The 24,157-nt window shown below is 65.4% G+C and carries 24 protein-coding genes and 1 riboswitch; of the genes, 11 read left to right on the top strand and 13 right to left on the bottom strand.

From position 1 onward, the window contains the following. Positions 1-142: 142 nt before the first annotated feature. Positions 143-934 carry a metal ABC transporter permease gene (locus QZ189_RS01615; RefSeq protein ID WP_296420673.1) on the bottom strand — a complete coding sequence of 264 codons (792 nt, stop codon included), beginning with the start codon at positions 932-934 and terminating at the stop codon, positions 143-145. A gap of 32 nt (positions 935-966) precedes the next feature. On the opposite strand from QZ189_RS01615, the gene QZ189_RS01620 reads away from it, so the two are divergent. Further along, positions 967-1,368, top strand: a complete 402-nt coding sequence (locus tag QZ189_RS01620) for a transcriptional repressor (protein ID WP_296420674.1) — start codon at positions 967-969, stop codon at positions 1,366-1,368. Here the strand turns inward: QZ189_RS01620 and QZ189_RS01625 are convergent. The 3 genes from QZ189_RS01625 to QZ189_RS01635 all read right to left on the bottom strand — a co-directional run bounded on the left by QZ189_RS01625 (position 1,365) and on the right by QZ189_RS01635 (position 3,945). Next, positions 1,365-2,057 carry an ATP-binding cassette domain-containing protein gene (locus tag QZ189_RS01625; RefSeq protein WP_296420677.1) on the bottom strand — a complete coding sequence of 231 codons (693 nt, stop codon included), beginning with the start codon at positions 2,055-2,057 and terminating at the stop codon, positions 1,365-1,367. The genes QZ189_RS01620 and QZ189_RS01625 overlap by 4 nt on opposite strands. Positions 2,058-2,098: 41 nt before the next feature. Then, entirely contained in the window at positions 2,099-3,004 is a 906-nt protein-coding gene (locus QZ189_RS01630) for a hypothetical protein (protein ID WP_296420678.1), read from the bottom strand. Between the two features lie 116 nt (positions 3,005-3,120). Next, positions 3,121-3,945, bottom strand: a complete 825-nt coding sequence (locus tag QZ189_RS01635) for a metal ABC transporter substrate-binding protein (RefSeq protein WP_296420680.1) — start codon at positions 3,943-3,945, stop codon at positions 3,121-3,123. Between the two features lie 304 nt (positions 3,946-4,249). On the opposite strand from QZ189_RS01635, the gene QZ189_RS01640 reads away from it, so the two are divergent. The 4 genes from QZ189_RS01640 (at position 4,250) to QZ189_RS01655 (ending at position 6,833) form a co-directional block, all read left to right on the top strand. Next, positions 4,250-4,663 (top strand): hypothetical protein, encoded by a 414-nt coding sequence (locus QZ189_RS01640; protein WP_296420685.1) that lies wholly within the window; start codon positions 4,250-4,252, stop codon positions 4,661-4,663. Positions 4,664-4,724: 61 nt separating this feature from the next. Next, positions 4,725-5,876: a GTP-binding protein gene (locus QZ189_RS01645; RefSeq protein WP_296420688.1), complete on the top strand. Its 1,152-nt coding sequence runs from the start codon at positions 4,725-4,727 to the stop codon at positions 5,874-5,876. Next, positions 5,877-6,019, top strand: a riboswitch (cobalamin riboswitch). A 32-nt stretch (positions 6,020-6,051) separates the two neighbouring features. Further along, positions 6,052-6,627, top strand: coding sequence for a HupE/UreJ family protein (locus QZ189_RS01650; protein ID WP_296420691.1), 576 nt, complete (start codon positions 6,052-6,054; stop codon positions 6,625-6,627). A gap of 65 nt (positions 6,628-6,692) precedes the next feature. After that, on the top strand, positions 6,693-6,833 hold the full coding sequence (locus tag QZ189_RS01655) for a hypothetical protein (protein WP_010315811.1): 141 nt from the start codon (positions 6,693-6,695) through the stop codon (positions 6,831-6,833). Here QZ189_RS01655 and QZ189_RS01660 read toward each other — a convergent pair whose 3' ends face one another. From QZ189_RS01660 to QZ189_RS01680, 5 genes are read right to left on the bottom strand one after another with little or no spacing between them, the layout of a single operon-like run. Then, the gene (locus QZ189_RS01660; protein ID WP_010315808.1) at positions 6,834-7,307 is read right to left on the bottom strand and encodes a Fur family transcriptional regulator; all 474 of its coding nucleotides are present in this window, start codon (positions 7,305-7,307) and stop codon (positions 6,834-6,836) included. Positions 7,308-7,328: 21 nt separating this feature from the next. Further along, positions 7,329-8,267: a lysylphosphatidylglycerol synthase domain-containing protein gene (locus tag QZ189_RS01665; RefSeq protein WP_296420694.1), complete on the bottom strand. Its 939-nt coding sequence runs from the start codon at positions 8,265-8,267 to the stop codon at positions 7,329-7,331. After that, positions 8,264-9,463 carry a nickel pincer cofactor biosynthesis protein LarC gene (larC, locus tag QZ189_RS01670; protein ID WP_296415640.1) on the bottom strand — a complete coding sequence of 400 codons (1,200 nt, stop codon included), beginning with the start codon at positions 9,461-9,463 and terminating at the stop codon, positions 8,264-8,266. Before larC ends, QZ189_RS01665 begins: the two co-directional genes overlap by 4 nt. After that, on the bottom strand, positions 9,463-10,101 hold the full coding sequence (locus QZ189_RS01675; RefSeq protein ID WP_029626186.1) for a hypothetical protein: 639 nt from the start codon (positions 10,099-10,101) through the stop codon (positions 9,463-9,465). Before QZ189_RS01675 ends, larC begins: the two co-directional genes overlap by 1 nt. Positions 10,102-10,107: 6 nt before the next feature. After that, positions 10,108-10,719 carry a hypothetical protein gene (locus QZ189_RS01680; RefSeq protein WP_029626185.1) on the bottom strand — a complete coding sequence of 204 codons (612 nt, stop codon included), beginning with the start codon at positions 10,717-10,719 and terminating at the stop codon, positions 10,108-10,110. Positions 10,720-10,822: 103 nt separating this feature from the next. On the opposite strand from QZ189_RS01680, the gene QZ189_RS01685 reads away from it, so the two are divergent. After that, positions 10,823-11,659 (top strand): tetratricopeptide repeat protein, encoded by an 837-nt coding sequence (locus QZ189_RS01685; protein ID WP_247477422.1) that lies wholly within the window; start codon positions 10,823-10,825, stop codon positions 11,657-11,659. Here QZ189_RS01685 and QZ189_RS01690 read toward each other — a convergent pair. Next, the gene (locus QZ189_RS01690; protein ID WP_010315798.1) at positions 11,619-11,936 is read right to left on the bottom strand and encodes a hypothetical protein; all 318 of its coding nucleotides are present in this window, start codon (positions 11,934-11,936) and stop codon (positions 11,619-11,621) included. The two genes, QZ189_RS01685 and QZ189_RS01690, sit on opposite strands and share 41 nt — an antisense overlap. Before the next feature lie 61 nt (positions 11,937-11,997). On the opposite strand from QZ189_RS01690, the gene xth reads away from it, so the two are divergent. Next, positions 11,998-12,819: an exodeoxyribonuclease III gene (gene xth / locus QZ189_RS01695; protein ID WP_296420697.1), complete on the top strand. Its 822-nt coding sequence runs from the start codon at positions 11,998-12,000 to the stop codon at positions 12,817-12,819. On the opposite strand, the gene QZ189_RS01700 is transcribed toward xth, so the two are convergent. Beyond that, complete coding sequence (locus QZ189_RS01700; RefSeq protein WP_296415643.1) at positions 12,816-14,288, bottom strand: FAD-linked oxidase C-terminal domain-containing protein; 1,473 nt, start codon at positions 14,286-14,288, stop codon at positions 12,816-12,818. The genes xth and QZ189_RS01700 overlap by 4 nt on opposite strands. A 213-nt stretch (positions 14,289-14,501) precedes the next feature. Here QZ189_RS01700 and hemL point away from each other — a divergent pair, with 213 nt between their 5' ends. From hemL to QZ189_RS01720, 4 genes are read left to right on the top strand one after another with little or no spacing between them, the layout of a single operon-like run. Continuing rightward, entirely contained in the window at positions 14,502-15,740 is a 1,239-nt protein-coding gene (gene hemL / locus QZ189_RS01705; protein ID WP_232197257.1) for a glutamate-1-semialdehyde 2,1-aminomutase, read from the top strand. 2 nt (positions 15,741-15,742) lie between these two features. Continuing rightward, positions 15,743-16,858, top strand: coding sequence for a TRAP transporter substrate-binding protein (locus tag QZ189_RS01710; RefSeq protein ID WP_296415684.1), 1,116 nt, complete (start codon positions 15,743-15,745; stop codon positions 16,856-16,858). After that, the gene (locus QZ189_RS01715; RefSeq protein WP_296415644.1) at positions 16,858-17,364 is read left to right on the top strand and encodes a TRAP transporter small permease subunit; all 507 of its coding nucleotides are present in this window, start codon (positions 16,858-16,860) and stop codon (positions 17,362-17,364) included. The genes QZ189_RS01710 and QZ189_RS01715 overlap by 1 nt, the downstream gene beginning before the upstream one ends. Beyond that, positions 17,364-18,734, top strand: a complete 1,371-nt coding sequence (locus tag QZ189_RS01720) for a TRAP transporter large permease subunit (protein WP_296420699.1) — start codon at positions 17,364-17,366, stop codon at positions 18,732-18,734. Before QZ189_RS01715 ends, QZ189_RS01720 begins: the two co-directional genes overlap by 1 nt. Here QZ189_RS01720 and ggt read toward each other — a convergent pair. Together ggt and QZ189_RS01730 are read right to left on the bottom strand one after the other, a co-directional pair. After that, positions 18,731-20,545, bottom strand: a complete 1,815-nt coding sequence (gene ggt, locus QZ189_RS01725; RefSeq protein WP_363155166.1) for a gamma-glutamyltransferase — start codon at positions 20,543-20,545, stop codon at positions 18,731-18,733. The genes QZ189_RS01720 and ggt overlap by 4 nt on opposite strands. Then, on the bottom strand, positions 20,542-24,147 hold the full coding sequence (locus QZ189_RS01730; protein ID WP_296420702.1) for a hydantoinase B/oxoprolinase family protein: 3,606 nt from the start codon (positions 24,145-24,147) through the stop codon (positions 20,542-20,544). The genes ggt and QZ189_RS01730 overlap by 4 nt, the downstream gene beginning before the upstream one ends. Between the last annotated feature and the right edge of the window lie 10 nt (positions 24,148-24,157).

The following is a 24,157-nucleotide window of genomic DNA, read 5'->3' on the forward strand; positions in this document are numbered from 1 at the left end:
TGGCTTTGCGCTGGATCCAACCCGAGATGTTTTGTTGCTGGCCCTACGCAATCCCCAAGAGCCATTGGGGCGTGCCGCAGAGCTTCAGGCCTCAACCCTGGAACTGAAGATCATTCCTAAACCGATCAAGCAGGCTTTTTGGCTACCGGCGCAATAGCTGCAGGGGCAGGGTCGCCATGCAGATAACCCCAATCACGGGACCTGGGGGGAGATTGATCGAAGGCTGTACCGCAACAACGAAGCCAGCACCGGAGAGCAGCAATCCCCAAAGGGCTGAGCGAAGCAGGGCCTGCTGAAGACTCCTGGCCTTGGGCATCGCCAACAGGGCAGGTGCGGCCATCAGACTCACAACCAACACAATGCCAACGGCGCTCACCGCACTGACGACCGCCGCCGCTGCAACGAGCGTCAGCAAGAAATGCAGGGTGTTGACCCGCAAGCCAGCAGCCTGAGCGCCAACAGGATCAACCCCGAGATAGACGTACTGGCGATAGCGAAGCGCCAACAGCGTCACGATCAGGGCCAAGGCCACGAGGCTTTGGATCAGCTCACGGGGACCGGCGGCCAGGAGGTCCCCAAACAGCACTGCCTCGAGATCAACCCGAATCCCCAACAAGGGAATGAGCAGCACACCCAGGCCCAGCGATCCGGCCAAGACCGAATTCAGAACAGCCTCTCTGTTGCGATCACCCTGGGGCAGGGCACTGGTCATCCGTTCAGCCACCAAGGCAAAGAGCACCCCGCTGATCAATCCGCCGAGGCCCGGCTCAATGCCCCAAAAGAGGGCGACGGCTAGTCCAGGCAAGACCGCGTGGGAAATCAGATTGACCTGAAAAAGCCGGCGCTGAACCAAAAGTGCCGTCCCCGCCAAGGGACAGAGCATGCCCACCACCAGGGCGATCGCGAAGGGGGTGAGCCACCAAGAGTCAGCCATAGGATCTGGAACTACGTCCAAAGCGGAAGCGCATGCCCTCCCAGGTTGCCGGCATCAGCGAGCGGCAGCAGCTGATCATCCAGCACCTGGAGGAGGCCAACCAAGAGCTGTCGGGACAGGACTTGCACGCCCGTCTGCGAGCCAGCAACAGTCCGATGGGTCTGGCCACGGTCTACAGGCACCTGCGCCAACTGCAGCAACGGGGACAGATCCGCTGCAGACATCTGCCCAGTGGAGAAGCTCTGTTTGCCCCGTTGGGGCGAGACGAACACCACATCACCTGCGTGGACTGCGGCACAACGGCTGTGCTCAAGCGCTGCCCTGTGCACCATGTCGACCTCGAGACAGAGGACAGCCAAGGGTTCGCACTGCTCTTCCACACCCTGGAGTTTTTTGGCCTCTGCGAGCAGTGCCAGTCCCGTCAACGCGACTAACCACAGCATTGATGGCCGACTCTCAAGTCACCCAATGAGCGCCGGACCGTCTCCGGTGCCCCTTGAGCGAGCAGGGCTCGATCCAACACAAGTACTTGGTCGTAGCTATCCAGGTCACTTCCCCAGTCATGACTGCTGACGACGAGGGTCAAGCCTGAGTCGCAGAGTTGACGCATCACCTGCAACAAGTTGGTGCGCGAGGGAGGGTCAATCGCCGCACAGGGCTCATCGAGAAGCAAGAGACTTGCCGGCTGCAACAACGTTCGGGCCAACAGAGCGCGTTGCTGCTGACCTCCTGAGAGTTCGTCCAATCGGCGCGAACCCAATCCAGCAAGACCAACCCGTTGCAGCACGGCCTCGACATCGCAACAACCAGGTCGACGCCCCAGAAGGCGACCCAGTGCGACCAACTCCTGCACCGTGATCGGGAAGGTCCAATCGATCGCGCCCCGCTGGGGCATCAAAGCGATTTGATGTCGAGCCAGCGCCGGTGTGAGCGGGGAACCCGACAGCTCCATGACACCGGAGGTCACCGGCAACTGACCTTCCAGGGCATGGAGCAAGGTGCTTTTACCCGCACCATTCGGCCCCACCAAGGCGGTTAACGACCCTGGCTTGATATGGAAGGAAACATCCTCAAGGACCAGTTGAGGACCGCGATGCACACACAGGTTTTGAACGCGAAGCACAGCGGTCCAACCTCTTGAGATCAACCTATCTGGACTTCCCCCTAAAAGCGAAGAGTGACGCCAGTCCCGACGTGATGCTGGAATCCAACACCCCAGCCTTCACCGGCCTGGGAGCTATAGACGGCCTCCCAGTGGGCAAAAGCGACAACGTTCTCGCTGATGGGATATTCGAATTCAATCTCACCACCCCAATCCGTACGCTGCGGAAGATTCGCGTACCGACCAGGGGTATAAAAGCGTGGACCGCCTGAGAGGGTCACATTGAGCTGGTCATAGTTAAAACCGAATCCCGCCCAAGTGTCGGTGTAATTACCGAGATAGGTCCCATCGCTGTCCCATCCCGAGTGATTGCTGGCCGAGACAAAAAGGCCATCGACAACGTTCTCCAGACCATCGCCCAAGGCGAAATTGACATCACCGTCGCCAAAGGCATAGATCGCGCCTGCCTGCAACTCATTACGCAAGCCCAGCTGATCGTCGTCTTGCGTCCGCGTGATGTAGTACGGCTTCCAGGTGGCCTGGATACTTAGGTTTTGATTGGGCTGATAGCGAGCAGAGAGGTAACCCTTGATATCCGTACGCCTCCAGGGGCTGGCCGATGTCACGCCCTCTTCTGAATGGCCCTCTTCGGCATGGCCCTCATCGTCATGCTCATCTTCTTCGTGCACCTCTTCAGGCCCATGGACATGGACTTGCCCGTAGAAGTGCTCGGCCTCACCCCAGACCAGTGCGGGTCCAATGGCCGCCTCGATCGCAAAGCTGCCCTCGTTACTGAGCCCCCACTCAAGAACCGTCCCAAAGAGACCATCGATGGCGTAATGCCTGGGTTGCCCCTGAATGTTGTTCTCCAGCCCGCCATGGCCTTCGATGGTGATCACCGGAGAGGCCTTGTATTCACCTGGCTTGAGCTCTTCACCCCCCGGTCCACCATGCGCCAGAGCCGGCATCGACAGGGCCAGGGCGCAACCTGTCGCCCATGACAAACGCTTAAAACAAGTCACGGCCGAAGAGACAACCATTGAATTGAACGATTTGGATTAAAAGAAGGGCCTGGAGTGAAGAACTAGATCGCTTTCCAGCGCGATGCAATTTGGTCTCCAGATGAACGGTCACAACGACCTCCCTGGGCATTCACGAGGGTGCACACATTGGAGACAAAGGTGGCCACGTAGCTTTTTCCCTTTGCGACACCATCGACGACGAGAGGTTGCCCATAGACAGGTACGCCCGAGGTCTTACTGATGCGGCGCAATGTTTTCGAGGTTGCTTTCGATTCTGAGAACAAAACCTTGGTCCCCGACGCTTGCGCAGCCTGAGAAATCTCTCGAAGGCTGCTGGGACGCAGCGGACCACCGGATGCGAATGACCGCATCAACGGCACATAACGAATTTGATAACGCCTGGCCAACGACGAGAGCGCGTCATGCTCCGTCAGAACAACGCGATGGGCCTTAGGGACTGTCGCGAACTGGGCCGCAGCCCAACGGTCTAATTGGGTCAAGACGGAATCAACCCGCGCGACGCGCGCATCAATAGAGCCCCGGGCCGAGGGAGCAACACCACTCTTGAGTTGCCGAGAGACCACCTTGGCCATCGCCGCAGCCTGAAGAGGGTTGTGCCAGACATGCGGATCGCGACCAGGACTGGACGGCACGGCGACTTCCGCCACCTTCACCGTCCGCTTCAGCCGGCCAAGGCGCTCCAGCGCCGGACTCAGCCGGTAGCCATTCAGGAAGACCACCGAAGCCGACTGGATGGATGCGCGATCCCGGGCACTGAGTCGGTAGTCATGGGGGTCCGCGCCGTCCGGGACCAGACAGGCCACCGCAACGGTGGGACCGGCCACGGTGCGGACGAGGTCGCAAAGAATCCCATTCACCGCGACCACGGGCTGCGTAGCGGCGGCCGACCCAGCACCCATCACAGTCAAGCCGGCCGCCACGAGCCCGCCACCCAAGAGCACAGAACAGCGAACCAAAGCCACCGAGCAACCAAGGGAATGATAACAGTTCTCACTCTCAATGTCAGCATGGGTCGTTGCCAGGCCGCGATCCGATCACCAGGCTGTGGATGGGACTGTCTTTGCCTGAGTGATGCGATTCCCCAAACGTTCTGGTGCTCATACCGCATGGATCGCTGCAGGCCTACTCGCCCTCGCCGCCTGCCAATCGCCCAGCGCAGACCCAACGGCAATGAGCGGCCCACAAAAAGAGGTCTATGCCTACAACGAGGGAGCCATCACAGCCCTGGAAGGCCATCTCCTGGCCGCGATCGAGCTCTCTCCCGATCGCTTTGATCCTGAAGATGACCACGACCATGAGGCCCTGATCAAACAGACCCGGGCGACCGCCACGAGCTACACCGACGCTCTGCAGAGCATTCAGGCCGATCTCAAGGATGGCCCCTGCAAAAGCGCCCAAGCGGCCTACCTCAAGCTCGAGCAACAGGAACTCGGCGTGATTAACGCGATGCTCGATGCCCTCTCCGATGGCGATGGCGCTGGAGCCAAAGCCGCGGCCAAGACCTACAAGGACCTCACCAGCTCAGCCGAAAGCCAAACCATCGACCAGACCTATCTGAAGGCCTGTGGCTTGAGCAGCGTCTAAAGCTGCAGGCCACGTCCCAGACTGAGGGGATCGATCCCAGCCGCAGCAAGCCGCCTTCACCATGAGCAGCAGCCTGATGGAACAGGCCCCTAGCGGGCTTCCCGTGACCATCCTCACGGGCTTCCTTGGCGCAGGAAAAACCACGCTGCTCAACCACATCCTCAGCAACCAGCAGGGCGTCAAAACCGCTGTGCTGGTCAACGAGTTTGGAGAGATCGGCATCGACAACGACCTGATCATCGCCACCGGCGAGGACATGGTCGAACTCAGCAATGGCTGCATCTGCTGCTCCATCAATGGAGAGCTGCTGGACGCCGTCTACCGGATCCTCGATCGCCCAGATCCGGTCGACTATCTGGTGGTGGAGACCACTGGACTGGCTGACCCGCTGCCGGTGGCCATGACCTTCCTCGGCAGCGATCTACGGGATCAGACCCGGCTCGACTCGATCATCACCCTGGTCGATGCTGAGAACTTCAGCGACGAGATCCTCGATGGGGAGGTGGCCCGGGCCCAGGTGGTCTATGGGGACATCCTTCTGCTGAACAAGTGCGACCTCGTGAGCGAGGAGCGCCTCACTGCGGTGGAAGACAAGCTGCGGGAGATCAAAACCGATGCGCGGATCCTGCGCTCGGTCAAAGGGGAGGTCAATCTGCCGCTGCTGCTCAGCGTGGGCCTCTTCGAAAGCGACAAGGTGGCTGCGCAGCAAAACCACGACGACTGCGACCACGACCACGGTCACTGCGTCCATGAGCACGACCACGATCATTCCCACGACCACCACGACCACAGCAACTGCGATCACGACCACGGGCACTGCGAGCACGACCACGGTCATTCACACGATCACAGTCACGATCACGGGCACTCCCACGACCATTCCCACGCGGATCACCTCGCCATCGAGGGATTCACGTCCCTCTCCTTCAATGCCGAGGGGCCCTTTTCCCTGCGGAAGTTTCAGAACTTCCTCGACAACCAGCTGCCTGCGGGGGTCTTCCGGGCCAAGGGAATCCTCTGGTTCAACGAGAGCAGCAAGCGCCACGTCTTCCACCTGGCCGGCAAGCGTTTCTCCATCGACGACAGCGAGTGGAGCAAGCCCAGCGACCGCAAAAACCAATTGGTCGTGATCGGCAAAAACCTCGACCACGCCAAGATCCGCAAGCAACTTCAGGCCTGCGTCGCCAAAGATGCCGGCAAGGGCTTCTCCTGAAGCGATAATCCGAGCAGCGGTTTCCTGGACCCAGCCCAGGAAGGCAACGAGGAAAGTCCGGTGTGACTCCGGCACTGTCCCGCAGCTGTGATGGGAGCGCCCGCTCCTCAGTCAGAACGCTCGCCGCCCTCACCCCCCCAAAAAAACCTCAGCACCGGCGCGGACCGGATCTGCCATGAACTCGAAACTGACCCGATCGCTGCTGACCAGCACTGCAGCTGGACTGGGACTGAGCCTGCTCTCCATGCTCCCGGCCGGTGCCCATGGCAGCGCCGACCATGGCGTCATGGGTGGCGCCCTGCACCCCCTGCTCGGACTGGATCACCTGCTGATGCTGGTGACCGTCGGTCTCTGTGTTGCCCAGGCCGGGCGCCCGTTGCTGACCACTGCCGTTGCTGGCGCGCTTCTGGGTTCGATCGTGGGCAGCTTTGGCGGGCAACTGCCCGGGGCTGAAGTGCTTGCAGCACTGGCGATCTCGGCTGTTGCTGCCGTGCTTGTTCTGGTGCTGCGCGGTCACTGCGGTCGTTCGATCCTGGCCCTCGCCGTTGGCGGGGCCGTCGCCCTGCACGCCATGCTCCATGGCCTGGAGTCCAGTGGCAGCTCCTTCTGGTGGATTGGCGCCCTGCTGAGCTCCGCTGCGGTGGTGGGCGGCAGCGCCTGGCTGAGTCAGCGGTTTGACCGCAAGCTGGCCAGCCTCGGGGCCGGGCTGCTGGTTCTGGCGGGCGGCCTGCTGGCGATTGCACCCCTCTGAGCTGCAGCATCCGCGACAGCAGAAGCGAAAAACGCCGTTATGGTGTGTCGAACCGCATCCCCCGGATGGCCGAGTTCACTGCACTCACAACGGTTCTGGGGCTCGTCGGTCTGATTTTCTGGCTCGCCACCGACTCGGACGATGACAACGGCGGCGGCGGTTTGATGCAACCGTCGCTCGTGCCGGTCCGGGTCAACCGCCGCTGATCAAACCTCGTCCTCCTGCTGGGAACAAGCGGGACAAAGCGCCCGCACGTTCAAGACGCAGTTGAGCAGCTGAAAGCCGTGTAGAGCCGCTGCTTCACCGCCGGCCTGAAGCACCGCTTCACTTTCAAACTCCTCGGTGTGTCCGCAGCGGGCACAGACCAAGTGGTGGTGGTCCCGGTGCGCCTCATCACTGGCCAGCTCAAAGCGCCGTCCCCCTTCGGGCAGCTCCAACTCGCAGAGCAGCTCCATCGAGCTCAGTAGCCGCAAGGTGCGATACACCGTGGCCAGGGAGACCCGCTCCTCCGCCTTCAGCAGGCGCTGATGCACCTCCTCGGCACTGAGATGACTTCCCTCGCCCAGACGCTCAAACAGGGCCAAGACCCGTTGCCGCTGGGGCGTCAGACGCTGTCCGCGGTCATGCAGCGAGCTGCGTAAGGCATCGGCCTGCACCGGGGAGACGGGACCAGCGGGCAAGACGCTCTCTCAGGGCACTTCTCAACAATACCCACTGTTGCGAAGTGCCGCCAGGTCCCGGCGGGCAGCGGCGGCCATCAGACAATCCGCCAGGGAGACCACGAGCCTGTAGCTCAGGGCCACCGCCAGCAGGGGGGCCTCGGGGACCGACACCGCCAGGCGCAGCACCAACACCGCCTCAAACACCCCCAGCCCCCCAGGGGCAGCAGGCACCACCAGCCCAGCCGTCCAGGCCAGGGCGAACCCGGACAACCAGCCCCACCAGCTCAGTTGAACGCTCAGGTCAAAGGCTTGAACGCAGCAGGCGAAGCCTCCGAAGCGGCAGAGAACAAAGACCAACTCCGCCAGCAGGGGCAGCCAGGGATAGCCCGGCAAGCGCAGGCTCCCTGGGGTCAGGCCGGCGGGATCAACCTCCAGGGCTTGGGCGCGGCGGCGCTCCAGACCCTCCAGCAGAGGGTTTAACCAACGCGGCACCAGGGCCAGCAAAGGCAGCAGGCCCAACAGCCCCAGCCCTCCCCCCAGGGCCACCAGCGCCAAGGCCGCCACCGCCATCAAGAGCGGATCCAGCAGGACGGTCCCCAGGGCCTGCCGACCACTCAGGGGTTGGCGGCAGGGTCCACCAGCGCGCAGGGCCCGAACCCGCGTGACCAGGTGCCACACCCCACCGGGCAGGTACTTGCGCAGGTTCGACTCGAGGAAGAGCAGCAGCACAGGCGTCCAGCGCGGTGCCGCACCGAACCAGCGCAGCACCACTCCCCACGCCAAGCCATTGACCACCAGGCTCAAGGCACTCAGCCCGAGGCCCAAGGCGAGCCAGAGCCAGGACTGACGATCCAGGCTGAGCTGCAAGAGCTGGCTGCCGTGGGAGACCACGGCCGTCAGAACAAATGCAAAGCTCGCCGCACTCACCCAAAGCCGGGCGCCCCCAGGCAGAGAGAGCCCCCTCAGCCGCTGGATCACGGCTGCTCCTCCAACCAGCGGAGCAGCTCTGCGCGCAGCTGATCCAGGGGCAGCTGCCGCTGCTGCGCCAAGGGAATCAAGTCCTCCAGTTCCGGCTTGCAGAGCGCGCTGCCATCGGGGCGGATGGAGCGCTTGAAGCGCACGGGCCCCCAGGGCGTCTGCCGCTGCTCGATCTGCCGAGGCAGGGCCCAGCGCTGCTGCTGCTGCTCACGCACCCCCAGGCTGCTGCCATAGCGCCACCAGATCGCCCGCAGGGCCTCCGCCTGCTCCGGCCAGGCCAATGCTGTGATCAAGCTGCCCGCGCGTCCCTTCTTCATCACGACCGGCTGGGCAAAGACCTCCAACGCCCCGGCCTCCCGCAGGGCCTCCTGGAGGAAGGCCACATCCTCCGGGGTGGCATCGTCGATCTGGGCCTGCTGCTGCACAACGGTCTGCAACTCGGGCGCGCTGCTAGCGGGGACATCCGCCTCAGCCAGGAGCAGGCGCAACTGATTCGGGCGATCCAACTCGCGCGTGCCCAGCCCGATCCCCAGCCGGCTCGGACGCAGGGACGGCGCCGGCGCGAAGCACTCTGCCCAGGCCACCATCAGGGCCAATCCCGTCGGCGTCGTCAATTCCGCTGCAGGAAAGCCCGCACTCGTGGCGAGCGGAACCCCATGGCGCGTGGCCAGCTCCAGCACCGCGGGCACCGGCACCGGCAGCAGGCCGTGGGCACTCTTGACCTGGCCATGGCCAGCGGGTGGAGGACTGCAGATCAGGCGCTCAACCCCGAAGTGCTGCAAGCCAGCGCAGACGCCGACCACATCCACCAGGGCATCCAGGGCCCCCACCTCATGGAAATGCACCTGCTCGGGCGGGTGGCCATGGACCGCGCCTTCCGCCTCCGCCAGCACCCCAAAGGCCCTCAACACCGACTCACGGAGTGCCGGCGGCCAATCGGCTGCCTGAATCTGCTCCTTGAGGCTCGCCCAGTGGCGATGGGGGGGCTGCCGCTCCAGCAGCTCCACCTCCAGATGCAAGCCACGCAGTCCTGCGCTGCGGCGCTCCTCCAGCTGCAGGCGATAGAGCCCAGCCAAACCCAAGGCCGCCAGGGGTTGGTGGACCACCTCCTCAGGCAGTCCGCAGTCGAACAGGGCCGCCAGGAGCATGTTCCCGGCCAATCCCGTCGGGCAATCCACCACCGCCAGGGATCCCATCAGGCCTCCTGCAGAAGCTGCTCCGCACTGGCCTGAAGCTGCTCGCGGTGCTGCTCCAGCCACTGCTGCACCTCGCGGCGGGCGCGACGCTGCTCGTTTTGCGCCGTCATCACATCGTGTCCGGAGAGGCCCCAGAGCCGTCCCAGCAGAGCCCGGTCATCGGCGCCGCCGCGGGAGCCGCCGTACTCGACAACCTCCGCCACCATCCCCGCCAGAAGCACCCGGCTCCAACGCCGCAGATCCTCCAGCGGCATCTTCACCTGGGCGGGAGGTTCCAATTCGGTGCTGCCGTTCACGCGCAAACCATGGCGCAAACAGGCGCGGCTGCCCACCAGAACCTGCTTCACCGGCAACTGGTTCTCTGCGGCCAGCAGCAGGTGTCCGGCCTCATGCACAGCAATCCGCCGGAGCCGGGAGCGACCCAGACCAAAGGGCAAGGCCTCCGCCAGCAGATGTCCGCCGAGGCCACCGAAGCGGGCCGCATCCAGCGTCAGGGCCGTCAGTGCCCCACCCGCTGCTCCGGCAATCAGCCAGGGGGAGAGGCCCAGCACAGGGCCCACAACGGAGACAACACTGATGCCCGCCACAGCAACACCGGCCCGCAACGCCGCCGTTGATCCCTGATCGGAGCTGGCCAGACGCACCTAGCGGCGAGCACCGCGGGGACCGCCGCGACCGCGGCCGGCCCGTTGGGGCACAGGAGCAATGACTTCGTGGTTCTCAACCTGCAGGGTTTGACCCTCGCGGCGCAGATCCAATGAAACGAAGTGGCGCAGATGGGCGGGATCCACCTGGCCCTTCAGCTGGAGCTTGAACGGGGTTGGGCGGCGACCGTCAGGCCTGGGCTGCTGGCGAATCTTGACGACCAGATCACCGTCCTCTGGACGGGTGTAGATCAGCTCGCCGCGCACCGAGAAATAACCATCGCCTTCGGGCAGGTCATCCCCCTCATCGGCACTCTCCTCGGGGGAGAGGGTGCTGGGTTCCCAGACCCCCACCAGCTGGAGATGGAGCTGATCAGGATCGCGGAAACGGGGATAGGCCACCCAGAGGTGGGGCTTGCTCAGGTCCAAGTGACGACGCATCAGCGTCAGCACGCGTCCAAGGACAACGGCATCAATCTCTGAGCCGTCCTCGGTCTGGATCACTCCACGGGTGAGCTGATCTGCATCAGCCGGCACGTAAGTCCCCCGCACCACGCCGATGGCGCGGTACTGCATCGGTTCTGTGACCGGGGAAATGGGGTGTTGACGCATCGTGGCTGAAACCCTCTGGGCGCTCGTGAAATCCATCGCCCGCTGGACAATGTACCGAGCTTGCAAAAAGGGCCCAGACTGAGGCCCACTTGCAGGTTCCTCGATGCCGGCACGCGGCCGCACCAACCAGCGCGATGGCGTGCTCATCGCCCTGGTGGCATCGGGGCTGGTGACGGTGTCACTCACCGGCGGCTGGCTGCTGGGTCAGCACCAAGCCCTCAAAGCCCAGGGCAGCCCCGAGGGCAGCAATGAGCGCCAAATTGCCCTGCTGCAAGCCCGCCTCGGCGACGGATCCGCCAGCAACGCGGATCAGCAGCGGCTCATCGATCTGTTGATTCAGCAAGGTCAATCCCAGGAGGCCAGCCTCGTGCTGGAGCGCCTGGCCGATCAGCAGCCGCAAAACTGGCAGCTGCGTCTGCTGCTGGCGGAGCTCCGCCGCGACAACAACGACCGCCCCGGGGCTGAGCGGGAGTTACGCCAGATCCTCAACCTCAAGCCCGATCGGATTGAAGCGCTGCAGTTGCTCACCCTGATCCAACTGGAGCAGGGGCGCGGCGCCGAAGCCGAGGCCCAGCTCAAGACCCTGCTGGAGGCCAGCAGTAAACCCACCCCCCAGCCACAAAAGCTGGGTCTTGGCCTACTGCTGGGTGATCTGCGCCAGCGGCAAGGAAAGAGCGCGGACGCCTTAGCCCTCTATGGACAGCTCGCCAAAGATTTCCCGCGAGACCCCAGACCTCTTCTTGCCATTGCCTTGCTGAAACAAGACCAAGGCGACCTCGCGGGAGCTGGTCAGGCCCTGGCGGACGCCCAGGCCAGGCAACCGGAAAAGAAAGACCCACGCCTGGATCGTGTCGCCGCCAGCTGGGGACTCGACAGCCTCAGGGAGAACAAAAAGAGCGCTAAGGAGCCGTCACCAGCGGAGAAGAAGCCCCAGAGCTAGGGGGAGCCGCCTGGCTGTCGAGCTGACGCAGTGCCGCGTCAATGGCGTCGCCGGGGTCGGTGGCGTCATCCATCGCCGAGCTGCGCCGCAGCTTGTTCATCAGGTCGATCGGATTCGTGCTGTCCAGCAGCGACCCGCCCTTTCGACTGGTGCCACCGGGGCCCTGATCAAAAACGCTCGGCTCGGGAGCAAGGTTCGTGTTGCCGGACTGGGCGCGAGCCGCGAGGGGCAGCACTGCGGCGGCCGCGATCAAGGCCGCGGTGAGTCCCCGGTACATGGCACTTCGATCGAACAGCTTGGCGGGAATGCTAGGAGCAGCCCCAAGCCACCTCCCATCGATGCGCATCGCCAGCTGGAACGTCAATTCCGTGCGGACCCGCCTGGATCAAGTGTTGGCCTGGCTGCAGACCCATGAACCGGATGTGCTCTGCCTGCAGGAGACCAAGGTCAGCGACGACCTGTTCCCGCTGCAGGCCTTTGAGCAGATCGGCTACCACTGCGCCATCAGCGGACAGAAGGCCTACAACGGCGTCGCCCTGATCAGCCGAGAGCCGCTGGAGGACGTCCAGGTGGGCTTCGACGCCCTGCTCCCGGACGCGGGGCCGCTCAGCGAACAAAAACGGGTGATCAGCGGAATGCTCGATGGGGTGAGGATCCTGAACCTCTACGTCCCCAATGGCAGCTCCCTGAAGAGCGAGAAATACCCCTACAAGCTTGAGTGGCTGGCCTGCCTGCAGCGCTACCTGGCGGTGCAGGAGGAGCAGGGGGATCCGCTCTGCATGGTGGGGGACTTCAACATCGGTCTGGAGGACCGGGATCTACCGGACCCGCAACGCCTCAGCGGCACGATCATGGCCAGCGATCCAGAGCGCACAGCCCTGCGCGCCGCCCTCGCTGATCGCCTCACGGATGTCTTTCGTGTCTTTGAACCGGGCAGTGGGCACTGGAGCTGGTGGGACTACCGCAGCGGGGCCTGGGACCGGGACCTGGGCTGGCGCATCGACCACATCTATCTCTCAGAGGAGCTCCTGGGCTGCGCCACCGGCTGCGTCATCGACAAACAGCCCCGCGGCAATGTCCAACCCAGTGACCATGCCCCGGTGGTGGTGAACCTGGCCTGGCCGCCGGAAGAGGACGAAGACGAGGACAGCTGGCCCTAGTAGAGCTCGACCCCCTCGGGTAGGCGCTGGCCCTCCTCCTTCAGCTCCACCCAGCGACGGGCCGATTCTCCGCAGCTCTTCGGGGTGGGGAAGATCTTGCCGGGGTTGGCCAGGCCGTCTGGATCAAAGGCCCGCCGCACCAGTTGCATCGTCTCGAGGTCATCGGGACTGAACATCCAGTCCATGTAGCAGCGCTTGTCGCTGCCCACCCCGTGTTCACCACTGATGCTGCCGCCGGCATCGAGGCAGAGCTTCAAGATGGCTGCCCCCAAGGCCGTGACCCGCTCGTTCACGCCGGGCTCATCGGCGCGATACAGGATCAAGGGGTGGAGGTTGCCATCACCGGCGTGGAAGACGTTGGCCACCGCCAGACCGTGCTCCTCGCTCAGTCGCTCAATCGCCGCCAAAACCCGCGGCAGGGCCGTCCGCGGCACCACCCCGTCCTGCAGGTAGTAATTGGGGAATTGGCGGCCCAGGGCTGAAATCGCACTCTTGCGGCCCTTCCAAAGGCGATCGCGCTCTTCCTGACTCCAGGCCTCACGGACCCCACCGGCTCCGGCCTCCCGGCAGAGCTCCGCGGCCATCTGCACCGACTCCTGCACCTCCAGGGGGTGCCCGTCGAGTTCCACCAACAGAACAGCTGCGGCCTCGCGGGGGTACTCATCCACGCCGAAGAAGTCATTGACCGCATGGATGCAGCGGCGATCCATGATTTCCATGCCCGCCGGCAGGACCCCAGCGGCGGTCACCAGACGCACGGCCTCGCCCGCCGCCTCCATCGAGGCGAAGTCCGCCAACAGCACCGCCACGCAGGCCGGTTGCCGCAACAGGCGCAGGGTGATGGCCGTCGCAATCCCCAGGGTTCCCTCACTACCGATGAACACCCCACGCAGGTCCAGCTCGGGGGTCTCCGCCATGCCCGAACCCAGGGTCGTCACGCTGCCATCGGGGAGGACCACCTCCATCGAAAGGACGTGGTTGCTCGTCACGCCGTACTTCAGGCAGTGCACCCCGCCGGAGTTCTCCGCCACGTTCCCGCCGATGCTGCAGGCCACCTGGCTGGAGGGATCGGGGGCGTAATAGAAGCCATCGCCGGCGACCGCCCGCGTCACCCAGCTGTTGATCACCCCGGGCTCCACGGTGATGCGCTCATTGGGGAGATCAATGGCGATCACCCGGCGCATGCGGCTGGTGGCGATGACCAGCGCGGGCTGCTCCGCCAAGGCTCCGCCCGAGAGGCCCGTGCCGCTGCCTCGGGCGATGAATGGAACCTGAAGCTCGTTGCAAAGGCGCACCACCGCCGCCACCTCAGCGGTGGTCTCCGGCAAAACCACCAAGGGCGGTTGATGGCGATGCAGCGTCAAACCATCGCAGTCGTAGGCCAGCAACTCCTGACGCTTGGCCACCACCGAGCGCGCCGGCAGCAGGGCCTTCAATCGGCGCTCAACCAAGCCCCAGTCTGGATTCACAGCGATTGTGGGGACGCCCAACGACCTTAACGAGCTGGCACGGTCTCGACCGCTTGGGCGGTGATTGCGTAAGGATGGGCGACGCTTAAGGCCCATTTGGGGTCTCGAGCCCCAATCCAGTCTGCGGATTCCGTTTTGACCTCGGCTCCTGTCTCGGCACCTGTGCACAACACCACCCGTTCCCAGGAACTCTTCAGTGCCGCCCAGAAGCTGATGCCCGGCGGCGTCAGTTCACCCGTGCGCGCCTTCCGTTCGGTGGGCGGCCAGCCGATCGTCTTTGACCGCGTCAAAGGGGCCTACGCCTGGGACGTCGATGGCAACCGCTACATCGACTACATCGGCAGCTGGGGCCCTGCCATCTGCGGCCATGCCCACCCTGAGGTGATCAGCGCGCTGCACGACGCCCTGGAGAAAGGCACGAGCTTCGGCGCCCCCTGCGCCCTCGAGAACCAGCTGGCCGAGATGGTGATCGATGCCGTCCCCTCCGTGGAGATGGTGCGCTTCGTCAACAGCGGCACCGAGGCCTGCATGTCGGTGCTGCGCCTGATGCGCGCCTTCACCGGCCGCGAAAAGATCATCAAGTTCGAAGGCTGCTACCACGGCCACGCGGACATGTTCCTGGTGAAGGCCGGCTCCGGTGTGGCCACCCTGGGCCTGCCCGATTCCCCTGGCGTGCCGCGCACCACCGCCGCCAGCACCCTCACCGCTCCTTACAACGACCTGGAAGCGGTCAAGCAACTCTTTGCTGAGAACCCCGGTGAGATCGCCGGTGTGATCCTCGAGCCGATCGTCGGCAACGCGGGCTTCATCACCCCCGAGCCCGGCTTCCTCGAGGGCATTCGTGAGCTGACCAAGGAGAACGGCGCCCTGCTGGTCTTCGATGAAGTGATGACCGGCTTCCGCATCAGCTACGGCGGTGCCCAGGCCAAGTTCGGCGTCACCCCTGACCTGACCACCATGGGCAAGGTCATTGGCGGCGGACTGCCCGTGGGTGCCTACGGCGGCCGCGCCGACATCATGAGCATGGTGGCCCCCGCCGGCCCGATGTATCAGGCCGGCACCCTCAGCGGAAACCCCCTGGCCATGACCGCTGGCATCAAGACCCTGGAGTTGCTGAAGCAACCCGGCAGCTACGAGCGCCTTGAAGCGATGACCAGCCGCCTGATCGCCGGAATCATGGATGGCGCCCGCAGCGCGGGTCTGCCCATCACCGGTGGTTCGGTGAGCGCCATGTTCGGCTTCTTCCTCTGCGAGGGTCCGGTGCGCAACTTCGAAGAGGCCAAAGCCGCCGATGCGGAGCGCTTCGGCAAGGTGCACCGCGCCATGCTCGAGCGCGGCATCTACCTGGCCCCCAGCGCCTTTGAGGCGGGCTTCACCTCCTTGGCCCACTCCGACGAAGACATCGACACCACCATCGCGGCCTTCCGCGAGTGCTTCGCCGCGGTGGCCTGACGATGCAGCGGCGGGGCCTGCTGCGGGCTGCGGCCACAGCGGCGGGCTCCGCGGGAGCAGCCTCCTTACTGGGTGCCTGCCGCATCCGCAAAGTCGGTGATGCCTCCGGGGTCGCACGGCCCCAGGTGCGCTGGCGCATGGCCACCAGCTGGCCCCACTCCCTGGACACGATTTTTGGCGGCGCCCAGACCATCAGCCGCCGGGTCGCGGAACTGAGCGAGGGCAGCTTCCAGATCGAGCCCTATGCCGCCGGGGAACTGGTGCCGGGCCTGGAAGTGCTCGACGCCGTGCAAAACGGCTCCGTCGAATGCGGCCACACCTCCAGCTACTACTACGTCGGCAAGAACCCCGCGCTGGCCTTCGGCACCTCCGTGCCCTTTGGCCTGACGGCCCAGCAGCAGAACGCCTGGCTCTATGAGGGTGGCGGCAATGAGGCCATCAATCGCCTCTACGCCGATTTCGGTGTGATCAGCTTCCCGGCGGGGAACACCGGAGCCCAAATGGGCGGCTGGTTCAAACGGGAACTGGAGGGACTCCAGTCCCTGCGGGGCCTAAAGATGCGCATCCCCGGCCTGGGGGGCAAGGTCATGGCCTCCCTCGGGGTGAACGTTCAGGTCCTACCGGGCGGCGAGATCTACCTGGCCCTTGATCGTGGCGCCATCGATGCGGCGGAGTGGACCGGCCCCTACGACGACGAGAAGCTCGGCCTCCCCCGGGCGGCCCGCTTCTACTACTACCCAGGCTGGTGGGAACCAGGTCCGACCCTCGCGGCCCTGGTGAACCAGAGCGCCTGGCGCGCCCTTCCGGCGGACTATCAGGCGATGTTCAGCACGGCCTGCTACGAAGCGAACCTCTCGATGCTGAGCCGCTACGACAGCCTCAACGGTCAGGCCCTGCAGCGCCTGATTACAGGCGGGACCCAATTGCGTGCCTACGACGAAGCGATCCTGACGGCAGCCCGCGAGGCCAGCGACCAGCTCTACGCCGACACGGCACGGACGAACCAGGATTTCAAAACGCTCTACGCCGGCTGGCAGACCTTCCGTGAGCAGATCTGGGCCTGGAACCGGGTGAATCAGCTCTCCTACGCCAGCTTCAGCTACGGCCAACCCCGCTGATGGCGCGCTTGGACTGGCCTGATCAGATCGATCGACTGAACCAGGGTGCCGCCTGGATTGGTCGCTGGTCCATCCTGCTGATGTTGGTGGTCGGGGCCTGGAATGTGGTCGGGCGCTACCTCGGCCTGGCCCTGGGGCTGAGCCTGAGCTCCAACGCCCTGATCGAGGCCCAGTGGGCCCTGTTTTCCATCGCCTTTCTGCTGGGGCTGGGCTACACGCTCCAGCGCAATGGCCATGTCCGCGTGGATGTGCTCCACAGCCGCTGGTCCGCCCGCAAACAACGGCGGGTTGAACTCGGCGGGACGTTGCTGCTGCTGCTGCCCTTCGCGGTCATGGTGCTGCTGGTCTCGCTACTGCCCGCCCTGCAGTCCTGGCAGATCTGGGAGCAGTCGCCGGATCCCAACGGCCTGCCGCGCTACTGGATCAAAAGCTTGATCCCCCTGGGCTTTGGCTTGTTGGCGCTGCAGGGGCTGGCCCAGGCGCTGCGCCTGAGGCGTGAGCGCTGATGGAACTGGAGGCCTTCGGCTACGTCATCACCTTTTTCCCCGGCGAGGTGCTGGGGCCCGCGATGTTCATCGCCCTGGTGCTGGCGCTACTGAGCGGCTACCCGGTGGCCTTCGGCCTGGGCGGCATCTCGGTGCTCTTCGCCCTGTTGGGGATGGCCGTTGGGGTGATTGAACCCCAGTTCCTGACGGCGCTGCCCCAGCGGATCTTCGGGATCATGAGCAACTTCACGTTGCTGGCGATTCCAGCCTTCGTGTTCATGGGGGCCATGCTCGAGCGCTCGGGCATCGCCGAACGATTGCTTGTGGCCATGGGCCAACTGCTGCGGGGAGTCCGCGGCGGCCTGGCCCTGGCGGTGGTGCTGGTGGGGGCGCTCCTCGCCGCAACCACCGGTGTCGTCGCCGCCACGGTCACCACCATGGGACTGATCTCCCTGCCGGTGATGCTGCGGGCGGGCTACGACCGTTCCCTGGCCACAGGAGTCATTGCCGCCTCCGGCACCCTGGGCCAGATCATTCCGCCGAGCATCGTGCTGGTGGTACTTGGCGACCAGTTGGGGGTCTCCGTTGGCGACCTGTTTCTGGGGGCGCTGATCCCCGGGGTACTGATGACCGCGGGCTTCGCGCTCTACGTCCTGGTCATCAGCAGCCTGAAGCCCGAGCTGGCACCAGCCCTCAATGCCGAGGCCGACTCCAGCCAGCCGAGCGGCAGGGCACTGTTGAAGGTGCTGCTGCCGCCCCTGGGCTTGATCCTGCTGGTGCTGGGCAGCATCTTTTTTGGCCTGGCCACCCCCACCGAAGCTGGAGCAATTGGGGCGATCGGAGCCATGGCCCTGGCGGCCCTGGAGGGGGGACTGAATCGCCGCGGCCTCAATCAGGTCTGCGACGACACCCTGCGCACCACCGCGATGGTGATGGCGATTCTGCTGGGGTCCACCGCCTTCAGCCTGGTCTTCCGCGGCGTGGGCGGCGATCAGCTGATCAGCGATCTGCTGCTCAACCTGCCGGGGGGCAAGGCGGGCTTTTTGCTGGTGAGCATGGCCGTGATCTTTGCCCTGGGCTTCTTCATCGACTTCTTTGAGATCGCGTTCATCGTCTTGCCCTTGCTGCTGCCCAGCGCGCGGCAGTTGCTGGGACCGGAGGCCCTGCTCTGGTTTGGGGTGCTGATCGGCGCGAACCTGCAGACCTCGTTCCTCTCGCCCCCCTTCGGCTTTGCCCTGTTCTTCCTCCGCGGGGTGGCCCCCGAGGAGGTCAGCACCCAGTCGATCTACCGCGGTGCCTGGCCCTTCATCGGCGTTCAACTCGCGGTCTTGCTGCTGATCGTCTGCTTCCCGCCCTTGGTGAACTGGCTGCCGTCGATGCTGCGCGTCTAGGGGCGCTCAGCCGCCGCCGCCGCATCCGGTCGACGGGGGTCAGCCACACCCCAACTGCCAAGGAGTCTCTCGGCGTCGTAGCGGACTTCCGCGGAGTTCGCTGACCCCATCGCTGGACGCAGCTGGAGTTGATGGCCCCGCTGCTCCAGCAGCCGCCAGGTGTCGGGACTCAACCCCTGCTCCGTGCTGATTTGATCAGGCCAGAGTTGGCTGTGGATCCGGGTCTCTGCCACCGCTGAGGCCAGGTTGAGGCCATGCACCAACCGGTTCAGCAGCACCTGCAGAACTGTGGTGATGATCCGGCTTCCGCCGGGACTGCCCGTGGCCAGCAGGGGCCTGCCATCGGCGTGGAACACCAGGGTCGGGGTCATCGAGCTGAGGGGACGGCGTTCTGGGGCGATGGCGTTCTGGCTGCCCTGGCGCAGGCCGTAGGCATTGGGCGCTCCGGGCTTGGCCGTGAAGTCGTCCATCTCGTTATTGAGCAGGAACCCGGCGCCAGGAACGCTGATGCCATTGCCGTAGGCCGTGTTCAAGGTGGTGGTGGTGCTCACCAACCCGCCATCGCGGTCCACCACAGAGAGGTGGGTCGTATTGGTGCCGCCCTGGGCCGGCAGTACCTCGGCTTCCAGCTCAGCGGCAGGGCGGTGACGATCGAGCCGAATCTGTCGCCGTTGGGCATCGGCATAGCGATCACTGAGGAGACGATCCAGCGGCATCGCCACCTGGTCCGGATCGCCCAGGAGTCGGTTGCGGTCCCGGTAGGCCAGGTTCATGGCCTCCACCATCCGATGAATCGTCGCGGCGCTGTTCAGACCGCTGCGCTGAAGCTGCAGCGGCTCCAGGACCTTGAGCAGTTGCAGCAGGGTGGCCCCGCCCCCGCTGGGAGGGGGCATCGTCAGCACGGGATAGCCCCGGAGTTCCCCCTGCAGCGGACGCATCCAGGGGGCTTGATAGCGCTTGAGATCCTCCAGGCTGATCAGACCGCCCTGGGCCTGCATCAAAGCGACCAGGTTCTCGGCCAAGGGACCGCTGTAGAAGCAACGGGCGCCCTGCTCAGCAATGCAGCGCAGACTGCGCGCCAGCAGCGGTTGCTTCAGGCGCTCGCCGCTCAGGTAGGGGGCCCCATCGGGCTTGAAGAACTGGGAACGGCTCGTGGGATCAGCCTTCAGCAACGGCGCCGCCGCCTGGAGGGAGTCACTCAACTCCGGCCCCACCAAAACACCCTGTTCAGCCAGGTCAATCGCCGGCTGCATCACCTGGGCGAGGGAGAGGCAGCCATAGCGGCGTTGCACCTGGGTCAAGCCAGCCACCGTGCCGGGGACCCCCGTGCTCAGGAGGCTGCGCAGGGCCCGCTGACGATTCACCGTGCCGTCGGGATTCAGGAACAGATCCGCCCGGGCCGCCAGCGGAGCCTTCTCGCGGAAGTTCAGGGCCACGGCCTCACCTCGGCCCAGGCTGATGGCCTGGGGAAGCTCGGGTCCCCGGGCCACCGCCGCACAGGTGCGAATCGGCCCCCGCTTGGGCAGCCAGAGCAACAGGAAGCCGCCGCCGCCCAAATTGCCCGCCTGGGGCAGGGTCACCGCCAGGGCAAAGGACGTCGCGACGGCCGCATCGACGGCATTACCGCCCCGGCGCAGGATCTCAGCACCCACCGCCGCGGCCTGGGCCTCCTGGGCTGCCACGACTCCGGCGGAGGACTCAACGGGATGGAAGCGTTGACTGCGCTCCTGCAAGAGGTTCGCCCCGGCCGCGTTGGGGAAGGCCAGGGCGAGGCAGGCCACAGCCATGGCGAAGGGGGAGTGTCGTCTCATGGCTCCATTGCTCCATAGCCGCCGCCACCGGGGGTCGCCATCTGGAGTTGATCACCGGGCTGCAGCTCCACCAGCGCAGAACCCGGCAAGGGCTCCAGCTGCGCAGAGCCTGCCCGCCGCAGGCTGTTTTGACCGCAGGCCCCAGCGCCGCCACCGGCCAGACCGAAGGGGGGCACCAGGCGACTGCCGCTGAGCAGGGAGGCGGTCAAGGGCTCCAGGGCCGTCAGGGTCCGCACCACGCCATGACCACCGGGCCAGCGGCCGATGCCCCCGCTGCCGGCGCGAATCGCAAACTGCTCAAGCCGCACCGGTAAGCGCTGCTCCAGGATTTCTGGATCCGTCAGGCGGGAGTTGGTCATGTGGCTCTGCACCGCATCGGCACCCGCAAACCCCTCGCCAGCTCCGGTTCCGCCGCACACCGTCTCGTAGTACTGGCAATTGGCATTGCCAAAGCTCAAGTTATTCATCGTGCCCTGGGAGGCAGCCAGCGCCCCCACCGCTGCAAACAGGGCATTGGCCACCGCTTGGGAGGTCTCAACATTCCCCGCCACCACAGCGGCTGGGGGCCGGGGGTTCAACAGACAGCCTTCCGGCACCACCAGTTCCAAGGGATCAAAACAGCCGGCATTCAGGGGAATCGGCTCGCGCACCAGGCAGCGGAAGACATAGAGCACCACAGCCTTGGTGATCGCCAAGGGGGCGTTGAGATTGCCCGCGATCTGAGCGGAGGTCCCGCTGAAATCAATCCGAGCGCGGCGCTGCTGGCGATCCACCGACAGGCGAACGACGATCTCCGGGCCGGCATCCAGCGGAACCCGCGCCTCGCCATCGGACAGTCGACTGAGGACCTGACGCACCGCTGCGGCCGCCTGATCCTGGACGTGCCCCATGTAGGCCAGCACCCGCGCTTCACCCACCGCATCCATCAAGGCCAGCAGGCGCTGAACCCCGAGGTCATTGGCCGCCAGTTGCGCCTGCAAATCCGCCAGCAGCTGATCGGGGTTGCGGGCCGGCCAGGGCCCCTGGGCCAGCCGCTCCCGCCAGGCCTGCTCCAGCAGCCGGCCGCCCCGCACCAGCGGGACGTTGTCGAACAGCAGTCCCTCCTCCGCAATCGAACGACTACTGGATGGCATGGATCCAGGCGTGATCCCTCCCACATCGGCGTGGTGGCCGCGGGAGGCGACGAAGGCCACGGGCTGATCACCGCCTGAGGGGGAAAACAGCGGCGTGATCAGCGTGAGGTCCGGCAGATGGGTGCCGCCATTGAACGGGTTGTTGGAGACGACCGCATCCCCGGGCTGCAGGGGCTCGAGCTCCCCCTGCTCAACGGCCCGCATCAGGGCCAACACGCTCTCCCCCATGGAGCCCAGGTGAACGGGGATGTGCGGCGCATTGGCCACCAGACGTCCCCGCCCGTCAAAGAGGGCACAGGAGAAATCCAGGCGCTCTTTGATGTTCACCGAGACGCTGGTCTGCTGCAGACGGGTGCCCATCTGCTCAGCAATCGCCATGAAGCGATGGCCGAACAACTCCAAATTGACCGGGTCAGGATCAGTGGTCTGGGCCTTGCTGGACTGAAGACCAGCCGCTGCCTCACGGCTCAAGAGCAATTCGCCCCCAGGCAGGCAGCGCGCACGCCAGGACGCGGGCAGCAGGTTGGTGCCTGTGGCCTCACAGATCAAGGCCGGACCCTCAATGCACTGACCCGGGGCGATCTGGGCGCGCTGCCAGAGGGCGGCGGACCTCCAGGCGCCATCCAGGAAGACCGAGACGCTCCCGGGCCCTTGGGGCTCGGCGGCGACGGCATAGCTGGAGCGGGGGCGAGCCATGGCACCGGGCCAGCTGAACTCCAGGCTGAGGCGATCGACGACAATCTCGGGCCGATCGCCGCTGGGGAGGTAGCCGTAGCGCTGCTGGAACTGGGCGATGAACTGCTGCCGCAGCCGCTCAGGGCCCGGGCAGGGCTGGGGCCAAGGCACCGCCAGGCACTGGTCCCGGCCTGGTAAGCGCAACTGCAGGGTCCGCTGCAGCTGGGGAGACGCGGGGACGGCACGGATCCGTTCAGCGGTGATCGCCTCCAGTGCAGCCAAGCCGCCTGCTGAGAGCGGACGCCCCCAGGACTTCTCCCACACCTGGCCCTCATCCGCCAGGCCAATGCCGTAGGCCGACAGCACCCCAGCGAAGGGATGCAGGAGCACCTGCTGCATCCCCAGCCGCTCCGCCAGGGCACAGGCGTGTTGGCCGCCAGCCCCACCGAAGCAGCAGAGCACGGCTTCACGCACGTCATGGCCCTGCTGGATCGAGATGCGGCGAATCGCCTCCGCCATCCGCTCCAAGGCCAAGTCCAGAGCCCCCTCGGCCGCCGCCTCGGCGGAGCAGCCCAAGCGCTCGCCAAGGGCGTCGAACTGCGACCGCACAACACTCCCATCCAACGGTTGATCAGCCTTGGGGCCAAAGACCGCGGGGAACTGCTCGCTCTGCAGCCGCCCGAGCAACAGATTGGCGTCGGTGACGGTCAGGGGCCCACCGCGGCGATAGCAAGCCGGACCGGGATCCGCCCCCGCCGACTCGGGACCGACCCGCAGGCGCACACCATCGAACTGGAGGCGCGATCCACCGCCGGCGGCCACGGTGTGAATCGCCAGCATCGGCGCCTGAATCGGCAGCCCCTCGAGCTCCACCTGCTCCAAGCGGGGCCAGGGCCCATCGCAGTAGCAAACGTCCGTCGACGTTCCGCCCATGTCAAAACCGACGATGCGGCCAAAGCCCGCCTCCGCCGCCGTGCGCACCGCACCGACGAGCCCCCCGGCCGGCCCGGACAGGATCGTGTCCTTGGCGCGCAGCGCTGCTGGGGCAGCCAAGACACCACTGGACTGCATCACCCGCAGCGGCACATGGCGGCCCAGGGCCTCTTGCACCTGCTTCAGATAGCCCTGCAGCACCGGACCCACGGAGGCCTCCAGCACCGTGGTCTGCCCCCGCGGCACCAGGCGCGGCAGGGGACTGACCTGATGGGAGAGCGCGATCTGCTCAAAGCCGAATGGCTCCAACCAGGAGCCAAGTTGCTGCTCATGGCTCCCATTGGTGGTGCTGTGCAGCAGGGCCACGGCAACACTGCTGTAGCCGTCCTCCTTCGCCGCCTGAACGGCAGCCCGCAGTTCCTCATCCAACAGCAGGGGCTCAAGCTCCTGGCCATCGGCCGCCAGGCGGCCCTGAACCTCAATCACCCGGCCCTGCAACGGCTGCGGACGGCGAATGGCCAAGGCGAAGAGATCAGGCCGGTGTTGATCTCCAATCGTCAGCAGATCAGCGAAGCCCCGGTTGATCAGCAACAGGGTGCGCGCACCGCCGCGCTCCAAAAAGGCATTCGTGGCCACCGTGGTCCCCAGCCGCACCTCGGCCACGAGCCCCGGAGGAATGACGTGCTGCTCCGTCCCCAGTCCCAGGCACTGACGAATCACCCGAACCGCCGGATCCCCCGGATGGTCGGGTTGCTCCGAGAGCACCTTGAAGACCTCCAGCTCCCCATCCGGCCTGCTGGCCACCACATCGGTGAAGGTGCCGCCCCGATCGATCCAAAAACGCCAGCCTGAGCGGGTCATGGGCTGACAG

This window comes from Vulcanococcus sp. CPBay_Sum15L08_68, from assembly GCF_017855895.1.
Taxonomy (GTDB): domain Bacteria; phylum Cyanobacteriota; class Cyanobacteriia; order PCC-6307; family Cyanobiaceae; genus Vulcanococcus.